The sequence below is a fragment of the Tardibacter chloracetimidivorans genome, from assembly GCF_001890385.1.
Classification (GTDB): domain Bacteria; phylum Pseudomonadota; class Alphaproteobacteria; order Sphingomonadales; family Sphingomonadaceae; genus Tardibacter; species Tardibacter chloracetimidivorans.
Genome location: NZ_CP018221.1, coordinates 3,027,524 through 3,043,732, shown reverse-complemented (window position 1 = coordinate 3,043,732; position 16,209 = coordinate 3,027,524). Strand labels below are relative to the sequence as shown.

21 protein-coding genes are annotated in these 16,209 nt (G+C 60.7%); 17 read left to right on the top strand and 4 right to left on the bottom strand.

Annotated elements, in window-relative coordinates; genetic code table 11:
- The first annotated feature begins 229 nt into the window (after window positions 1-229).
- The 8 genes from BSL82_RS15775 (at window position 230) to BSL82_RS15740 (ending at window position 4,914) form a co-directional block, all read left to right on the top strand.
- Window positions 230-460 (top strand): helix-turn-helix transcriptional regulator, encoded by a 231-nt coding sequence (locus BSL82_RS15775; protein WP_072598223.1) that lies wholly within the window; start codon window positions 230-232, stop codon window positions 458-460.
- Entirely contained in the window at window positions 457-2,880 is a 2,424-nt protein-coding gene (locus BSL82_RS15770; protein WP_072598222.1) for an AAA family ATPase, read from the top strand. Before BSL82_RS15775 ends, BSL82_RS15770 begins: the two co-directional genes overlap by 4 nt.
- Before the next feature lie 4 nt (window positions 2,881-2,884).
- Window positions 2,885-3,085, top strand: coding sequence for a hypothetical protein (locus tag BSL82_RS15765; RefSeq protein WP_072598221.1), 201 nt, complete (start codon window positions 2,885-2,887; stop codon window positions 3,083-3,085).
- Between the two features lie 238 nt (window positions 3,086-3,323).
- Window positions 3,324-3,590 (top strand): DUF7303 family protein, encoded by a 267-nt coding sequence (locus BSL82_RS21935; RefSeq protein WP_503660810.1) that lies wholly within the window; start codon window positions 3,324-3,326, stop codon window positions 3,588-3,590.
- Window positions 3,591-3,636: 46 nt separating this feature from the next.
- Window positions 3,637-3,843 (top strand): hypothetical protein, encoded by a 207-nt coding sequence (locus tag BSL82_RS15755; RefSeq protein WP_072598219.1) that lies wholly within the window; start codon window positions 3,637-3,639, stop codon window positions 3,841-3,843.
- Window positions 3,813-3,998: a hypothetical protein gene (locus BSL82_RS15750; protein ID WP_072598218.1), complete on the top strand. Its 186-nt coding sequence runs from the start codon at window positions 3,813-3,815 to the stop codon at window positions 3,996-3,998. The genes BSL82_RS15755 and BSL82_RS15750 overlap by 31 nt, the downstream gene beginning before the upstream one ends.
- Window positions 3,991-4,494, top strand: coding sequence for a RusA family crossover junction endodeoxyribonuclease (locus BSL82_RS15745; protein WP_072598217.1), 504 nt, complete (start codon window positions 3,991-3,993; stop codon window positions 4,492-4,494). The genes BSL82_RS15750 and BSL82_RS15745 overlap by 8 nt, the downstream gene beginning before the upstream one ends.
- Before the next feature lie 42 nt (window positions 4,495-4,536).
- Window positions 4,537-4,914, top strand: a complete 378-nt coding sequence (locus tag BSL82_RS15740) for a hypothetical protein (RefSeq protein WP_072598216.1) — start codon at window positions 4,537-4,539, stop codon at window positions 4,912-4,914.
- 12 nt (window positions 4,915-4,926) lie between these two features.
- On the opposite strand, the gene BSL82_RS15735 is transcribed toward BSL82_RS15740, so the two are convergent.
- The 4 genes from BSL82_RS15735 to BSL82_RS20625 form a co-directional block, all read right to left on the bottom strand.
- Window positions 4,927-5,175, bottom strand: coding sequence for a hypothetical protein (locus tag BSL82_RS15735; RefSeq protein ID WP_072598215.1), 249 nt, complete (start codon window positions 5,173-5,175; stop codon window positions 4,927-4,929).
- A 396-nt stretch (window positions 5,176-5,571) separates the two neighbouring features.
- Window positions 5,572-5,859 carry a hypothetical protein gene (locus tag BSL82_RS15730; RefSeq protein ID WP_072598214.1) on the bottom strand — a complete coding sequence of 96 codons (288 nt, stop codon included), beginning with the start codon at window positions 5,857-5,859 and terminating at the stop codon, window positions 5,572-5,574.
- A complete protein-coding gene (locus BSL82_RS15725; protein WP_072598213.1) occupies window positions 5,856-6,203 on the bottom strand; it encodes a hypothetical protein in 348 nt (115 codons plus the stop codon). The genes BSL82_RS15730 and BSL82_RS15725 overlap by 4 nt, the downstream gene beginning before the upstream one ends.
- Window positions 6,204-6,238: 35 nt before the next feature.
- Entirely contained in the window at window positions 6,239-6,469 is a 231-nt protein-coding gene (locus BSL82_RS20625) for a hypothetical protein (protein ID WP_158010949.1), read from the bottom strand.
- A gap of 121 nt (window positions 6,470-6,590) precedes the next feature.
- Between BSL82_RS20625 and BSL82_RS15715 the strand changes: the two genes are divergently transcribed.
- The 9 genes from BSL82_RS15715 (at window position 6,591) to BSL82_RS15675 (ending at window position 16,189) form a co-directional block, all read left to right on the top strand.
- Window positions 6,591-7,100 (top strand): terminase small subunit, encoded by a 510-nt coding sequence (locus tag BSL82_RS15715; protein WP_158010947.1) that lies wholly within the window; start codon window positions 6,591-6,593, stop codon window positions 7,098-7,100.
- A 313-nt stretch (window positions 7,101-7,413) separates the two neighbouring features.
- Window positions 7,414-7,671, top strand: a complete 258-nt coding sequence (locus BSL82_RS15710; RefSeq protein ID WP_072598210.1) for a hypothetical protein — start codon at window positions 7,414-7,416, stop codon at window positions 7,669-7,671.
- A gap of 32 nt (window positions 7,672-7,703) precedes the next feature.
- The gene (locus BSL82_RS15705) at window positions 7,704-8,105 is read left to right on the top strand and encodes a hypothetical protein (protein ID WP_072595557.1); all 402 of its coding nucleotides are present in this window, start codon (window positions 7,704-7,706) and stop codon (window positions 8,103-8,105) included.
- Window positions 8,106-8,115: 10 nt separating this feature from the next.
- A complete protein-coding gene (locus tag BSL82_RS15700) occupies window positions 8,116-10,803 on the top strand; it encodes a LamG-like jellyroll fold domain-containing protein (RefSeq protein WP_072598209.1) in 2,688 nt (895 codons plus the stop codon).
- Window positions 10,800-11,081, top strand: a complete 282-nt coding sequence (locus BSL82_RS15695; protein WP_072598208.1) for a hypothetical protein — start codon at window positions 10,800-10,802, stop codon at window positions 11,079-11,081. Before BSL82_RS15700 ends, BSL82_RS15695 begins: the two co-directional genes overlap by 4 nt.
- Before the next feature lie 53 nt (window positions 11,082-11,134).
- On the top strand, window positions 11,135-12,475 hold the full coding sequence (locus BSL82_RS15690) for a hypothetical protein (protein ID WP_072598207.1): 1,341 nt from the start codon (window positions 11,135-11,137) through the stop codon (window positions 12,473-12,475).
- Window positions 12,475-12,693 carry a hypothetical protein gene (locus BSL82_RS15685; RefSeq protein ID WP_072598206.1) on the top strand — a complete coding sequence of 73 codons (219 nt, stop codon included), beginning with the start codon at window positions 12,475-12,477 and terminating at the stop codon, window positions 12,691-12,693. The genes BSL82_RS15690 and BSL82_RS15685 overlap by 1 nt, the downstream gene beginning before the upstream one ends.
- A complete protein-coding gene (terL, locus tag BSL82_RS15680; RefSeq protein ID WP_072598205.1) occupies window positions 12,693-14,333 on the top strand; it encodes a phage terminase large subunit in 1,641 nt (546 codons plus the stop codon). Before BSL82_RS15685 ends, terL begins: the two co-directional genes overlap by 1 nt.
- The gene (locus BSL82_RS15675; protein WP_072598204.1) at window positions 14,333-16,189 is read left to right on the top strand and encodes a hypothetical protein; all 1,857 of its coding nucleotides are present in this window, start codon (window positions 14,333-14,335) and stop codon (window positions 16,187-16,189) included. Before terL ends, BSL82_RS15675 begins: the two co-directional genes overlap by 1 nt.
- The last annotated feature ends 20 nt before the right edge of the window (window positions 16,190-16,209 follow it).

Sequence of the window (16,209 nt, the reverse complement as noted above, 5' to 3'; positions counted from 1 at the left end):
GTGGGTGACGCATAGCGAGCCGTCGGGGGAGGTTGGCCGCTGCCATCGTAACCCGCCTGTTCTGGTGCGGTCCGAGGGCGAAACAGAGGCCGGAAGGCCGAAGGCGTGGTTTGGCTGGCCCACCACAATAGGCAGGCAGATGTGCGGCGAGCATAGCAAATGGAGCCGATAGGTGGGTGGCCCTGGCAATTCATCATATTTCGGTGAATGGCTAAACGAGCCCACTACCATGGCGCCGATTCTGAAAGCACTGAAGGAGGCCGAAGGGCCGATGCTGGTGCGGGATGTGGTGCAGGTGACAGGCATCCCCCGGCCAAGGGTGAGCGGCGCCCTGGCGCGGCTTCATTCCCGTGGCCTTGTTGGTCGCTACAAGGTGGAGGAACAACGCCTCGGTCCAAGCGGACATCCCACAACCTATAGATTCTGGTGCTATCAATTTATTGTAGAGAATGACGAATGACATCAGTCAGCATTATCCCCATCAGCACCGCAACCGGGCTGGTGAGCGAGGCGCAGATACGCGCCTATATCGACGATCTTTTCCGCCACGTTGACTGGTCCGAAGGCGGGGTGATCTCCCTGCTGGGGATCGGGGAGAAGGGCACGGACAAGGAGGGCAAGTTCCGCGAGCGCAAGTTCGTCGATCCGCGATCCGCCTTCTGCGTGTCTGCCATCAAGGGCCATGTCGACCGATGGGCCGCCCATGGAGTGGCCGCGTTCATCGTGCCTGCCGTGGTGAGGGACGAAGCCGAGGCGGCCGGTGATGTGACGCTGGAGCGGATCCAGGCATTGACCGCGATCGTGGTCGATATCGACAGTGGCGATACAGGTGCGAAATGGGAACATGCCGAGACGCATCTTGGGTCCGCGTCGTTCACGGTTCTTTCGGGCGGCGTGACGGATAGCGGCCAGCCGAAGCGGCATTGCTACTGGCTGCTGTCGGAACCGGCCGAAGACGTCGAGCGCGTGGCTGCGCTGCGGAAGGTGCTGGCAGCAAAGATAGGCGGCGATCAGTCGTTCGGCCGCGCCACCCAGGTCATTCGTCTGCCGGGCAGCGTCTACGCCAAGGGCGGGCAGGCAAAGCCGGTCCAGTCAATAAGCGGGAGCGAGGTTGGCGAAGCGCCTCGCGACTTCCATCTTGATGAGCTGGCGGAGGCGATCGAGGCAATGCCGGCGATGGAAGGGGTGATCGTTTCCGTCACCCCGGGCACGCCGTCGCCAATGTCCGAGTGCGGCAGCTTCATGGATTTCATGGCAGGCGCGGGCAAGTCGATGACAAGCAATGCCATCGAGGCGATGCAGCGCGACGTCCATGAAGGCGGCGATACCGATCGCAACCGCTGGTCCGAGTTCTCCGCCGTTGCCGGGTTCAATATCAAGCAGGTCCGGCTTGGGCTTATGTCGCTGGAGGAAGCGGCTGAGGCCGCCTACGGCTGGATGTTGAGCCATATGGTGCCGCCCTGGCCGCGCGAGCGCTTCCAACAGGAATTCATCGGCATATTGAACCATGACATGAAGGCGAACGGGCCGCTTCAGGAGATGCAGCGCCCCGGCGCCGGCATTTCCGTTTCGACCATGGAGACGATCGACACCACCGATGATCTGCTGTCGTGGGCCGTTGTCCATCGATCATCGCCGGAGCCGAAGGCACGGCGAATGCTGGTGGACGGGCTGGTGTTTGCCGGGAAGCGCCATATGGTCGTTGCCGAAGGCGGGGCAGGCAAGACGTTCCTGTGCATGGATCTGGCGCTGAAGCTGGCGGCGGCCGGAGAGGGAAGCAGCCTGACATGGATGGGGCAGGCGATCACGCCGGAAGCAAATGGCGGAACCGTCATCATCATGACCGGGGAAGATGACATTGAGGAACTGGATATCCGCTGGAATGCTCTCGACAGCGACGGTTCTATGCGTCGTCTGGCCGGTGAACGACTTATCGCTCTGCCTCTTGATAATCTCGGCGGCGCTTTTCCGCTGGTCAGTCACCACCCTGCCACCCGCGAAGCCATCGCCTCGGAGCGCTGGGGAAAGCTGTATCGGGCGATGCACGGCATCCATCAGCGCGGAGGGCGCGTCAGCGCCGTCATCATCGACACGTTGAATGCGACGCTGCATGGCGAGGAAAACAGCGCAGTCGTCATTGGCGAATATGTCCGCGCAGTCGCGCCAATCTGTGGCGAGCTGAAGGCGGCCCTCGTGGTGACGCACCATGTCCGCAAGGCCGGAGACGAGCCGATCAGGGACGTGGACGAGATGCGGGCCGCCATCCGTGGCAGCACGGCCCTGCCGAACGCGATGCGGATGGTGATGGGCTTCTGGGCCGCGCATGACTGGCAGAAACGCATGAAGGCCATGGGCCTGCCGCCAGAGCGCGGGATGCTCTATATGGGCGGCGTGCTGAAGGCGAACATGCCGGAGGCCATGAAGGAGCCGAAGACGCTCCTGCGGCAGCCGAGCGGTTTGCTGGAAGATGTGACGCTGCATGAACGGTCCAGCCGCGGCAGCACCTACGAGCTGGAAGAATGGCTCATCTGGTGCATCCGCGAATATGCCGATCACGAGCGGCTGTTCTTCACGCGCACCGATTCCAACAGCGTCCACAACCACCGCGCCATGTTCCATCCCAAGATCGCCGTGCTGACGCGGCAGGAGACGCGGGATCTGATTGACCGGCTGCTGACGCAGCGCCGGCTGGTGCAGCGATCGGTGGAAGGATCAGGCTCCAGCATGATGAACCGGCTGGACGTTCCGGAGTGCCTGCACATCGATCGCTTCGCCGCCCCGAAGGGCAAGAAGCACAAGATGCTGACGTTCGATCACGTCTATTTCGATGATGGATATGGGCAGATCAGAGCCAAATATGGGCATGACGATGCGGGCTAAGTGATTGATTTATAACGCTGCCGTCTTTTGGTCCCGCCAAGTCACTGATTTGGCGGGATTTTATTTTGCGGTTTGTGCCGAAATGATGCGCCTGCCAAAACTGCCGAAGGCTGCCAATGGCTGCCGGCAGCAGACTGCCGTCGGCAGCGGCAGCGGGCCGGCAGCGGTCGGCAGTCTGGAAGGCCGTTATTTTTCAATGACTTAGCGCTGCCAAAATTCTTGGCAGCGGGCCTAAAATTTCCCTTTAAAATCAATGCCTTCCACGCTGCCATACTTAAGTAAGCTAGCCTACGGCGCTAGCGCTTATGCCTATAGGCAACGCTGGCTTAGACAAACTTACTCCCGGACCCCGGCAGTCGCAGTCCAAATGATGTGCCATTGATGATCACTGTTGATCACCATCCGATGACAGGCTACTCTCCTTAAGAGACAAAACGGAGGTCATCATGTTCAAGATTGAGAGGGGTCTGCCCATTCCGCCAAAGGGGACATCAAGGGTAAAGACGATGAAGGGTGGGAAATGGACATATCCATTCCGAATGATGCAGGTGGGGGATAGCTTCCTGCTTCCGTGCGCTATCGAGGATAGAACCGATAGAACCATGGCCTGCCACGGCGCAGCCAACGCCTTTAAGCGCTATCATGGCAACGGGTTCAAAATTACAACCCGCGTGGACCCGAAAGGCATTCGCGTCTGGCGCATAGCGTAGGCCGGTTGTAGATTATCGCGGTCAACATATCCGGAGGATCATGGCTATGCAGGCAAGTGACGCGCTGGTGCTGATAGGGATGTTTGCGGTTGCCTATGTCGCCTGCGTGGCGATCGATCGCGTGACCGACCGCCTCACCGATCGAAGGCTGAAGGCGGCGCAGGACAAGTTGCGCAAGGCGCGGATGAAGCCGCGGCCGCGGTCTCCGTCCATCGCCGGGACATGGTGCGCCTGCCGCGTGATGTGCATCTGACCGAACGCGGCAAGGGACTGGCCGATCTCGCGTACAAGCTGGATCTTGGGGTTGCGTTCTGCGCGGCGGATCAGCGGGACGCGGTGTTTTTCATTGAAGGCGCGGAGCCGATCATGTGCGGGCGGATCATCTTGAGGGCGCCGGCCATTGTCTGAACCGCGCGCTGTCGCATTCACGGTCAACGGCACACCCAGGCCACAGCCGCGCCCGCGGTTCGTGAAAGGACGCGTGGTCAGCACGGCAAGCCGAGGCGCGAAGCTGTGGCGGCAGGCGGTTGAGCTGGCTGCGAGGCACGCCAGGGCAAAGCCATTCACCGGAGCGGTCGAAATCCGCATGGCGTTTCGCTTTGCCGTGCCGAAGACGCGGCCGGAATATCTCGGGCAGCCGCACACGGCGAAGCCGGACGGGGATAATCTGGCGAAAGCGGTCATGGATGTGCTGGAGGCGGTCGGGTTGCTGGAGAATGATTGTCGTGTTTCCAGGCTGACGGTGGAAAAGCGGTGGGCAGAGACGGCTGGTGTTGGGGTTGAGGTGATAGATTGCGCGTGGAACGCCGTGGAACGTGGGCAGGAGCGCGTTGATAGTGTTGATGGGTGTCGATCACCACCGGAATGGCTTTGCGCTTCTGAGGGCCGTTTGCGGGCAAAATAGAAGGTGCTATGGTTTTCTCCGATTTGAGCCGGAGGGAACGGGATGGTGATTGCGGGATTGGCGTTGATGATGGCTGTTGAGGCCGTCAGGCCCTACGAGGACATGAAGCTTTATGGGGCGACGATATCTTGTGTTGAGGTCGTAAATGCTTTCGACAATCCCAACGCCAGGTTTGACCAAAGCGTGTTCTATGCCTGGATCAATGGGCTGCTGAGCGGCATGAACATGGCGGCCATCAGTCTGCATCGAGGCAATGTCTATTCCGGCCCCTCAGATGGCCCGGTGAAAATGATCGTCGAGCATTGCCGCTCGCATCCATTGGACAGAATGACGGACGGGCTGACTGTGGCGTTGGAGGCAATCGTCACCAAGCGGCTAAAAGAAATGGGCCGCTCGCAAGGAACGGCCCAGGAGAAATAACAGGCTGGCGGTCTATGCGTTTATCGCTTCAAGGAACTTGTAGACCATGATCGCCTGATCGCGCGTCATCAGGCCGTCTATCAGAACCTTGTCGCCGTCTCCGATGATCTCGAAAACAAGATCAGGCTTGCGGAGCGCCGTCTTCCATTTCGGCTTGCTCGTGCGCTTGGGAGCGCTGGACGCGGCTTTCACGCGAGCATGGTTCGCCGTCACAACAGTGCGGCGGGTTACGTCATAGGTGGAGGTGATTGTCTTCGGCATTGCTTCGTTCCTCTTTTCAGGAGGATGACCCGATCGGCGGGTCGCCGGGAGCTGAAAACCTGAACGAAGGCAGGCGTGCTTCTTCCCCGCAGAGCGGGTTTTGTATCCGCACACTCCCGGCACAAGGCCGGATCGAACGTCGATGACAGATTGTGCCTCTGTCGTGGGCCGTCCGCTTCGTAGCTGTTTTCAGCAGCAAGGCGGACTGTATGACTACAAACTGTAGGTGTCAAGTCGCTCTAATTGTCGTTCCATCTGGTGAGGGCCAGCGTTGCTATCAGCACCGCCAGGCCGATGAGGAGGATGGCGGTCATTGGTCGATGCCGCGCGCGAGAATGCCGACCACGATGATGCCCAGCAGAGCAAGCGCGATGAATGGTGCGAGCAGGATGCGGGTCATTGATGGGCCCTTTCTGCTCTGGCGTCGTTGTAGATCGTCTCCGCCAGTCGCTTTGCGGCCTGTGGGCTGTCTTGCGGGTTGTCGTATTCGTCCCGCCCGTAGCGGCTTGCTACTCGCGTCCGTTCGCACCAATGAGTGGCTTGCGCGCGCCATTTCGTGCCCCGAGCGGCCTTCAGCTTGAAGCCCTTCACATAATCGCATGGCGTGACAACTAGAGTGATATCGCTGCTCACGTTCGCGATGAACCCAGCCAGGTCTGGCGCGGCTTCCCATTTGATCATCATTGCCCCGCCTTTCCGGCCTTGGTGAGAAGGGCGCGAATGCGATCATAACGCCCCATGTTAGGGTGCGCCGGATCAATGGGTGGAAGCATTTCCCATGCTTCCCGGACCGCCTCCAGGGCCTCACCCAGCAGATCGGCTTCAGCAGCCGCGATGGCGTTGGGGCCGAAGTGCTTGTCGTAGGACGTGTAAGCGGCGGCTAGGAGGCGGGCGTTGCCTTCCCACTCCTCTTGCGGGCAGTCCGCAACCATCAGCGTGTTGCAGATTGCGATCCTGCCCTTCGGGCTAGAAATGTCACCTTCGTCCGTCACGCCTAAAGGCCCCGGCGTGTGCTGTGCGTTGGTCATTGTGATTGCTCCTTGTTGATCGTGATTATCGACAGTCAGGCCGCGTTGGCCTGTTGCTTGCGCCATGCGTCGTTCGCTTCGGTCCATGCCTCTCCGGCCGCCATGAACGCGGCACACAGCCGTGCCAGTTCAGGCGTGGCCTTGCCCCGGCTCTCGTACCGCGCGTTGCAAGCGTCAGAGCCGTAGGTGCGGATCAGTTCGCGGCTCCATGCCTCATCGGCCGCGTTCCATGCGGTCCAGCGTTCGTGGAGTTCCTGCAAGGTCATTGCGGCAGCCCTGCCGTTGCCCATGCGTGGAACGCGTAGAACATGGAGGCTGCGAAGATGGTGATAGCCCACCAGTCGTCGGATTTGGACATGTGCTTTCCTTTGATGATGGTTGTTGATATTGTTGATCATCATATGCCTACAAGGTGTAGGCAGTCAAGGTGGCAAAATCAGCGGAAATCCGATGCTAAAAATCAGCAAGGCTGACTTGACGGAAAAACAACTGGCGTTCGTCCAAGCGTATGCGGAGGGCTGTTCACCTGGGGAAGCGGCGCTTAAGTCCGGCTACGCCACGAGGGAGGTTGGATACCAAGTCGTAAGGTCGCCTGCGGTGCAGAAAGCGCTGCACGAGTGGCGCGAAAACATGATCAACACAGAGGGCGCGAACCTCGCTATTCGCACCATGATCGCTCTCATGCAGCCCGGCAATCCGGGTGGCGTCCGGTTCCAGGCGGCCAAATATATGCTCGATGCGGCCGGTCATGGCCCGAAGGACGAGAGCGGCCACGCCAAAGAGCTTCACGAGATGACGGCGGACGAGCTTGAAGCCGCAATCTCCAAGCTGGACAGCGCGCTTGCTGGCAAGGCAGAGGCCGCAAAGCCCGTAAATGCGCGGGTTATTGAGGGGTAGCGCAGGCTGGATCGGCGCTACCGACCATCGCCTACCGGGCATCTACCTGTAATCATTGGTGAATAGTGTAGGCACGCCCTACCTTTAGAGGGTAGTGCATGGCCTGTGGGTGGGGGTCGAGGGGTGGCCAGCACCCTGCATATCCGGCCCACCCCCCGGCCACCACCCGACGCCGCGCCGGATTTTCACTACTCCCCGCGCTGACAAATTTTTGGCGCGAAAACCCATTGCCCCCAACCTGTAGACAGCCTTGCCCGGCCTCCGGCTTGTCGATATACGTCGATCGACAACTATCAACACGAGGGCGCTGCCCATGGCTGCCGACACGCACGAACGCACCTACGCCATCACCAAGCGCCTGGCCGTCACCGGCGCAGTCCTGGACCTCCGCGACTCCCGCGGCGTCTACCCCCGCGCGATCTTTCTGGACGCGGCAGGGGAGATCACCGGAACCGCGGTGGATGAGACGGAAGCGCAAGCCCAGACCTTCGCCGCCGGCATGTGGCACCCGACTGCCTTCAAGAGCATCAGCAGCATCGGCTCCGCCACTGGCGTCAAGGTCGGCTGGTAGCCGGCGCCTTCTCCGCCTGAAAGGACTCTCTCATGGCTAACGCGGTCTATCCCCTCTACAAGCAGGCGCTGCTTGATGCTTCGTCGAACGTCGATGTCAACGACGGCACGGTAAAGGTCGCGCTGATCGACACCGGGACATATACCTACAGTTCGGCGCACGACTTTTACGATGATCTCTCCGGGGTTGTCGGGACGCCTCAGACCATTGCCAACACCACGGTCACGAACGGCCTTCTGGACGGCGATAACGTCACCTTTACGGCCCTGAGCGGAAATACCGTCGAAGCTCTGGTGATCTACATCGACACTGGAGTTGCGGGCACGTCCCGGCTTGTTGCGTACATCGATACCGGAGTGACAGGTCTACCGCTCACGCCAAACGGCGGGGACGTGACGATCACCTGGAATGCATCCGGCATCGTGCAGCTTTAGGTAACCCACGGTGGCCGCGCCCGTCCTCGTATCCAGCCACACTGCATATCGCGGTGCGCTGACCATTGCCGGGGACGGTGGGCTTGTCGATCTCGGGTTCATGCTGCTTGCGGTGGGATCTTCCACTCCGACTTCATGGAGCATCACGCTTACATCGGGGACTTCGGGGCACTGGACGACACCGACGGATGGGACGTTTCCAACGCCTACGTCAACGGGCGATACGGCCGATCTCAATGGCGGGCCTTATGTCTTCAATGTCACCGCGACGAATGGCGACGGGACTTCGGGCACCTGCGTCCTGACGATCAATATCAGGGCGGATACCTACACCATATCGGCACAGTCCGACTGGACGGCGGCGAGAGGGGCGTCGAATTCTACGACGCTTTGTGGCAAGACGGCTGAGGTTGCCCGCGCTGCTACTGGTTTCGAGGTCACAAGCCTGCTGGTCAGTCTTCACAACACGACCGCTTCGAACACCAATTACCATATCATCACGAACGAGGATAACGACTACCCGGCACCGATCTATTATGTGCGGCACCGGGATAGCAGCTACGTCAAGTACAACAATCTGTACACGATCACTGACAGGGCTTCAGGGTCGAGCGGGCACTATTTCATCCGCAACGACTTCAACGGCACCGATGTTACGACAATGGTCGAGATCAACGATCCGATCATTCGCGGGCCTGCCGGGGAGGTGGAGAACACCGCGAACGGGATTTACATCTACTTCACGCTTGAAGGCGAGTTCACCGTCCGCAACGCGGACATGACGTGGGTTGCAAACGCCTTCGGCGCAGCGCCGAACACGTTGAAGGTCTACGGCGGCAAGGCGCGCTATTTCACCTCGAACGGCGCTCAGACCAGTTCTGATAGCTTCACGCTTCACGATTTCATCTTCATGTCCCCGATGCGGGACACGTCGAATGCAGTTTATCCTGATCAGGATCACGTCGATTTCATTCAGTTCTCAGACAACATCGCGGTCGCGCCGGATATGCAGCGCATATGGCTGGTCCATGCCGATGGCACGGCAAGCTGCACCACCCAATCGGGAACGTCGGTCCAAGGCCCCGGCGTGATGAAGAACATCGTCTCGGTGATGGCCAACGAAGGCTATTCGCCGATGATCAATCGCGGCGATAATCTTGAGGTCGCTTGCCTCACCTCAATCAACCAGACCGTGTTTCCGGGGATGAGTTCCACGGCAACCGCATGGGGCGATTCCTACACCGATGCGGGGGCGGGTGGGGGAGAGCCTTGGGTCCGGTTCGTCAACACCCATACCGCTGTCACCATTGAGCGCGTGTGGGTTGGCAACAACGTCGGCGGAACCCTCACGGGGGTGACGCTGGGAGACGGCATCCTTGAATGGCGGCGCTACGCAATGGGCGGCGGCGGAGTGCAGGCAGCCTACGACCCTTCGCTGGTGTTTCAGGATTACGCGGCGCTTTCGACGATAGACTACACAAGCGCCGATACCGACGCGATCATTGCCGCTCTGAAAGCTGCCCTTTCGCCTGACCCGACCGGCCCCGCGAAGCTCTCCGACAACAGCTATTCGACCGCACTTTATCCGGACGGCGGGTGGAACCTCGCGCTGCCCTACGCCACGAAATACACGCTCTCGGCTTCAGTCTCATCCGTTGAAGTGGACGGCTCGGTCATCATCACCGCGAACCTTCTGGACGAAGACGATGTGTCTGCGGTGCGTGGTGTTGATCTAGTCATTACCCTCACCGAAGGCGGCGCTTCCGGAAACACCGGCACCTATCAGATCACCATTCCAGCGGGTGAAAACTCAGGACAGGTCACGGCGACCGACGCCGGTACGGGAACCGGAAGCTGGACCTTCACCGCAACCACACCAACCGATCTCACCGACCCTGCCGCGCTTGACGTGCCGGTGACAGGAGGCAGCATGGCACTTAACGACACCTTCACGGCGACCGACGGCACGCTGCTGACGGCCCGGAACGCCGACAGCGGCCAAGCATGGACCGCGCTCACCGGCAATTTCGTTATCGCCAGCAACCGTATCAGGGCGAACACCTCCACGGTGGTTGTCCAGAACGAATGGACGCCTGCCGCTGCGGAATACGATATCGAAGCCGATTTCTATGTCCACACCACGATCACGCAAAGCGCGTTCATTGCCGCGCGGATTCAGGACAGCACCAACTACGTCGTTTTCGGATGGCTGAACGGCACCGGCTGGACGATAGGCCACACGGTCAGCGGATCGTTCACGAACAACAATTCGTCGGGTGCCACGCTGTCGGCTGGCACGTCCTACCATCTGAAGGCGGAGGTCCGGAACGGCACCAAGCGGCTGTACGTCGACGGCGTTCTGAAGTGCTCGACTACGGCCAACAACATCACTCCAGCGGGCAAGGTTGGCTTCCGCAATTCGGGCGGCACTCCGGGCGATGCGACCGGCTACCACTGGGACAACCTGGCCGCCACTGACTTGGTGGCCGCCCAGGACCTAACCCCTTCGCTGTTCACCAATAGCCAGACCTTCCACGCGCCTGCGGTGACAGCCACCTACGCGCTGGCACCGGCATTGGTCACGAATACGCAGACGTTCTTCGCGCCGACGGTCAGCGGGGGCGGGGGAGGCGGTGGGATCGCGGTGGGAAACGGATCCATGACATCGGTGGGCATATTCGTGGGGTTTTCAGCATGAACGGAACGATGATGAATTGGCTCAAGCACGCCGCGCTCGCGGCTCTGATCACCGTGGTCTTTGGCCTGGCCTTCAGCCCGGTCGCCGGTTGGACGATCGCCCTGGTGTTTTTCTGGGCGAAGGAAGCCGGCGAGAAGTCAAAGGACTGGTCTGCCCCCGGCCGCCCGTGGTCGGACTGGAACCCGTTCAGCCGGCGTTGGGAGCAGGACGACGTTCTGGACCTGGCATCGGCAATCTTCGGCGCCAGCGCGGCCCTGCTTGTGTGGGCGCTTTGTTGATTTTATCGGTCAACATCAATAAACTGCCGCATCTCTTGCGAAGGACCGGGTGAATGTCGCAACCGACGCCATATAGCCGCCAGTTCGACTTTACCGATTGGTCGGCCACCCGGCCGTCCGACCAGCAGCCGGGCACCAGCCTCGATGCCGAGCTGAACGCGGTCAAGGTCACGTTGGACGCCGTTCTGGCGAACCTCGTGCAGATCCAGCGCGACGATGGCGCGTTGAAAAATAGCGCTGTCACGCTCGACACGTTGGCAACGGACGTTCTGACCACGCTGGGCTCCGGCCAGGGCTGGACACCACGCGGAGCGTGGGTGACTGCGACCGCCTATGAAATGGGGGACGTGGTTGCGGAAGACGGCAGCACCTATGTCGCGACCGTCGCTCACACGTCCGGCACATTCTCCACCGATGAAGCGGCCGATAAATGGGTTCCGATCTTCGGCGCGGTGGCGTCTGGTTCTATCGCGGATGGCGCGGTGACAACCGCCAAGATTGCGGACGGCGCGGTCACTACAGCGAAGCTGGGGTTCACGTCGCTTACACTTTCCGGCAGCTTCAGCGCGCAAGGCGGCTTTGCGGATGGGCAGAAATTCAATGGCAATGCGGGCATAGGGGCCACGCCGCCGACGTGGTCCGCTTTTAAGGCGCTCAGTCTTGGCAGTTCCGGTAACTTCATCGCCGGGTCGTCTGGCACCACATTGGCTCTTGGCGTCAACGCTTACTACGACGGAACGGACTGGCGGCGACCAACGGACCTAACTGCATCGACCAAGTTTCTGGCTGACAGCACCACGTTCTTGTGGTCGTTCGCAGCGGCAGGCGCTGCGGGTGGCGTTGCCACGTTTGCGGACCGGATGCGGCTTACGCAGAACTCCTTCGGCGGCGGGATGCTGGACCTCTATGGAGCGGCTGGAGTTCTCGCGATCCGTCTAGACACCAGCGGCACTATCACCAGCACAGGTACATATTCGACAACCACCCTCAATGCCGCGAATATGTATGTCCACAGCGACGGATCGTTCATGAGGTCCACCTCATCGCTGCGCTTCAAGGATGTTCTTGAGCCGGTCGCGGACGAGTGGGCCTACAAGATCCTCGATGCCGAAGGCATTTTTTACAAATCGCTATGCGCCGCCGACAATCCCGATTGGACTTACTACGGCTTCGGCGCCGAGACTATCGCCCAACTAGATCCGCGATGGGTGTTTTGGAGAACCACCGACGAAGCAGGCGAGCCTTTGGCAGAGCCGGTCGCGGACGGCGTCCAGTATGAGCGCATGGTTGTCGCCTTGCAGCACATCGCCAAGCGCGAGAAGGCGCGGGCGGATGAAGCGGAAGCGCGCCTGAACGCCATTGAGGCCCGCCTGGCGGCGGCAGGCATTGCCTGATGCGCGACACCGATCATTTCCCGCCGGAGCCGCCCAAGGGCGGCCGAACGCTGTCCGATCAGGATGTCCAGGCGATTGTCTTCCAACTGCGCCAACAACTGACCGATGAATTCTATAATGACCTTGGCCGCGGGCTTTGGGCGTGGATCAAGAAAATTGCGATCGGCGCGATATTGGCGCTTGCCGCCTATGGCGCGGCCAAGGGCATGAAGTTCTGATGGCGCGCAAGCCCACCAAGCAACAGGAAGCGCCGCAGCTAACGCCGGAAGAACAGGCGGAGCAGGAGCGTATCCAGCAGCAGACGGATCTTCAGCGGCAGCGTCGCATGGCGATGCGCCTGCTGTGCGCGAAGCGCTCCAGGGAAAGCGTGATTGATTTTACCCGGTTCACCATGCCGCATCCGGAGGAACCGGACGATGCGGAGCAGAGCCGCTATGATCCGCAGTATTTCCACAAGGCGCTGGCCGCCGCGCTGGAAGAGGTGGAAGCCGGGCGGATACTGCGGCTGATCATCACTTTCCCGCCGCGCCACGGCAAGACCGAGCTTGCGGGCAAGCGCTTCCCGGCGTGGTATGTCGGTCGCGATCCATATCGCAATGTCGCGGTCTGCACCTATAACCAGCCGTTCGCCGATGATTATGGCCGCGCCGTGCGCGCCGTCATGCAGTCGAACAGCTACAAGCAGATTTTCCCAGGCGTCACGTTGCGCAAGGGCTCCGCCGCGTCCGATCGGCTTCAGACCGAGGAAGGTGGTGCGCTGTTCTTTCTGGGGCGGGGCGGCACGATCACAGGCCGCGGCGCGGACCTGATCATCATCGACGATCCGATCAAGAACAGCCAGGAGGCATCGAGCCAGACCATCCGCGACCAGCTTTGGGAATGGTATCAGAACGACATCAAGTCGCGCTTCATGTCCGACACCGGCGCGATGATCATCATTCAGACCCGCTGGCACGAAGACGATCTCGTTGGCCGGATCACCGATCCGACTAACCCCCATTATGACGGCGAAGAAGCCTCCAAATGGAAGATCATCGACATACCGGCTATCGCACGGGACAATGACGTGCTGGGCCGCAAGGCGGGCGAGCCGCTATGGCCGGAGCGGTTCGGGCTGGAATATCTCAACAATTTCAAGCGGACCAACCCGAAGGGTTTCAGTGCGCTCTATCAGCAGCAGCCGACGCCCGAAGACGGCGATTTCTTCACGTCGGACATGGTGCGGACCTATCGGGCCGGCGATGCACCGAAAAGCCTGCGGATCTACGCCGCGAGTGACCACGCCGTCGGCACCAAGCAGGAGCATGACCGGACCTGCCTTCTGGTGGTCGGTGTCGACGATCAGCATCGCATCTGGGTGCTGGATACCGTCTGGAAGCGGATGAAGACCGACGCGACCGTGGACGCGATGATCTCGCTGATGAAGAAGTGGAAGCCCCTGATCTGGTGGGCGGAGAGCGGTCACATCTCCAAGTCGATCGGCCCGTTCCTGTTCAAGCGGATGCAGGAAGAACGGGTTTACGTGAACGTGTCCGAGCAGGTTCCGTCAAAGGACAAGGTGACGCGCGCGCAATCGATCCAGGGCCGCATGTCGATGGGCATGGTGCGCTTCCCGATGTTCGAACCGTGGTTCGAGGACGCCCGGCAGGAATTGCTGAAGTTTCCGCAGGCGCGGCATGACGATTTCGTGGACGCCCTGGCGCACATGGGTCTGGGGCTGGACCGGATTATCCGGGCCGCACCCGCCAATGACACCGCGTTCAAGGGGCCGCGTGTGGGAACGCTCGCATGGGTCAAGCGGGACGCCAGTTTTCGTGATCGCCAACGCCGGATCGCGGCCAGTTTGAGGGGCATGTAATGGACGGTCTGGAAGAAGCGGTCAAAAGCGGCATGGTGCGGGACGACCCGGAACCCGGCGATAGCCGGCGCGCGCTTGTCCAGCAGTGGCAGCAGAAGGTCAAGCACGCCAAGGAGCATTGGAAAGACGATTTCAAGCGGATGCGCGAGAACATGGATTTCGCGTCCGGCAAGCAATGGCCGAACGAGAAAAAGGACGACGATCGGTACAAGGCGAATATCGTCCAGCGCGTTCTGAAATCGTCCGTGGCGTCGCTCTACGCCAAGAACCCGCGTGTCATCGCGCGGCGCCGCGAGCGGCTGGACTTCGCGGTCTGGGACGGCAAGCCGGAAACGCTGCAAATGGCGATGATGGCGATGCAAGTTGCGACGCAGAAAGGCGTTCCGCCTGATCTTCAGTCGATCTCCATCCTTCAGGACATCCAGCAGAACGTCGAGCGCCGGAGCATGCTCGATAAGGTCGGCCGCACGCTGGAGGTGCTGATCCAGTATTACATGAGCGAGCAGATCCCGGACTTCAAAACCCAGATGAAGCAGATGATCCGGCGCGCCCGGACAACCGGCGTCGGCTACATTGAGCTGGGCTTCCAGCGGCAGATGGACCTGTCCGACGATCAGTCGACGCGCATTTCGGACATGACGGAACGCCTTGCCACCATTGGCCGGTTGCAAGCCGATATTCAGGACGGCGAAACGGATACCTATTCCGCCGAGGCGGAGGAACTGCGGCTGGCGATACAGGCGATCGAGAACGAGCCGGAAGTCATCATTCGCGAGGGCTTGCTCTGGAACTTCCCGCAGTCGACGCGGATCATCCCTTCTCCGGAGACGCAATCGCTGATCGGCTGGGTCGGTTCGAACTGGCTGGCGAAAGAAGTGATCCTGACGCCCGACCGCGTGAAGGAGGTCTATGGCGTCGATCTCGGCAAGAACTATGCGGCCTACAAGGTGTCGAACAGCACCCCATGGGGGGCGGCCAAGCAGTCCTATGGCATGGCCAACGGCTCGCCCTATGCCAAGACCGGCGAAGGGCTGGCGTGCGTCTGGCATGTCTATGATCGTGACACCGGTCTGGAATATGTGATTGCCGACGGCTATCCCGACTTTCTGCAGGAGCCTGGCAGCCCGGCCATTCAGGTCGAGCAATTCTTCCCGATCTGGGCCGTCACCTTCAACGAGACGGAAAACGAGTGCGAACTGTTCCCGAAGTCCGACGTCGAATTGCTGAAGCATATCCAGCTCGAATATAACCGGGCGAAGGAGGCCCTGCGGCAGCATCGCATTGCAAACCGGCCGCTCTATCTGGCGCCCGACGGGCAGTTCGATGAGGATGACCAGAAGAACCTGGCCGGCCATGCGGCGCATGACGTCATTATTATCAAGGCGATGCGTGATAACGTTAAATCGTCTGACTTGATCTCGCCCGTGAACAAGATTGGCGTCGATCCGAACCTGTACGAGACGGAATCCATGTTCAATGACATGGTGCGCGTCGTCGGCATTCAGCAGGCCAATATCGGCGGCATTGCCAATGGCACGGCAACCGAAAGTTCCATCGCGCAGTCGAGCCAGAACAGTTCGATCAGCCTGGACAGCGACAGCCTGGACGATGTGCTGACCGCCGTGATGCGCGCGGCTGGGCAGATCATGTTGATGAACCTGTCGACGGAAACCGTGATGGCCATTGCCGGCCCCGGCGCAGTCTGGCCGGAGCTTTCGCGGTCGGAAATGATGCAGGAGGTCGGTCTGGAGATCAAGGCGGGCTCCAGCGGCCGGCCCAATCAGGCGCAGGATGCGGCGACCTTCGAGCGTATGTACCCGCTTCTCGTGCAGGTTCCGGGCATTTCGCCGCGCTGACTGGCGGAGCGCGCGGTCAA